Annotated in this window: 1 protein-coding gene; it reads right to left on the reverse strand. The window is 63.8% G+C overall.

The window, feature by feature from the left end:
• A partial coding sequence (locus EOA29_RS39200; protein ID WP_145970147.1) for an AEC family transporter occupies positions 1-617 on the reverse strand: 617 nt, incomplete at its 3' end.
• Position 618: the final 1 nt, after the last annotated feature.

The raw sequence follows: 618 nt of genomic DNA on the forward strand, positions 1-618 counted from the left end.
GTATCGGCCAGCGCGTCGACCAGCCGCCCGATAAGCGCCGGCAGCGGCGCGCCGATGAAGCGCCAGGCAAGCCCCGCCAGAATGCCGATGATCAGCGGATTGACGAACAGCCGCCTGAGAAAGTTCTTGATGACGCGCAGCGGATGCACCTGCTCGCCGCCGTTACGGCCGAACATTTCGAACAGCACGATCGAGGCCATCATCATGATCGGCAGGTGAACCGAGACCAGCAGCGACAGCACCTCGAAGCCGCTCGGACCAAAAATACCGAGGATGAAAGGTGCGCCGAGCAGCACGACATTGGAATAGGCCGAGGACACGCCACCGACGATGCCGGCGCGGGCGTCACGGCCGAAGATGCGCGTCGTGACCAGATGGCCGGCGGCCCAGGTGACGGCAGCCGACACAAAATAGGCGCCCCACAGCGACCAGGGCGCCACGCCGTGGAAATCGGACTTCACCATTGTCTGGAAGAGCAGCAGCGGCATCGCCACGTTGACGGCGAACTCGGATATGCCCTCCCCACTTGCCGGCCGCAGATAGCCGGTGAACCCGGCGAGATAGCCGAGCGCGACGAGGCTGAAGACGAAAAGAACGGTTTCGGTGAGCGGAGTCATT

Origin of the sequence: Mesorhizobium sp. M1E.F.Ca.ET.063.01.1.1, assembly GCF_003998155.1 — a bacterium.
Taxonomy (GTDB): domain Bacteria; phylum Pseudomonadota; class Alphaproteobacteria; order Rhizobiales; family Rhizobiaceae; genus Mesorhizobium.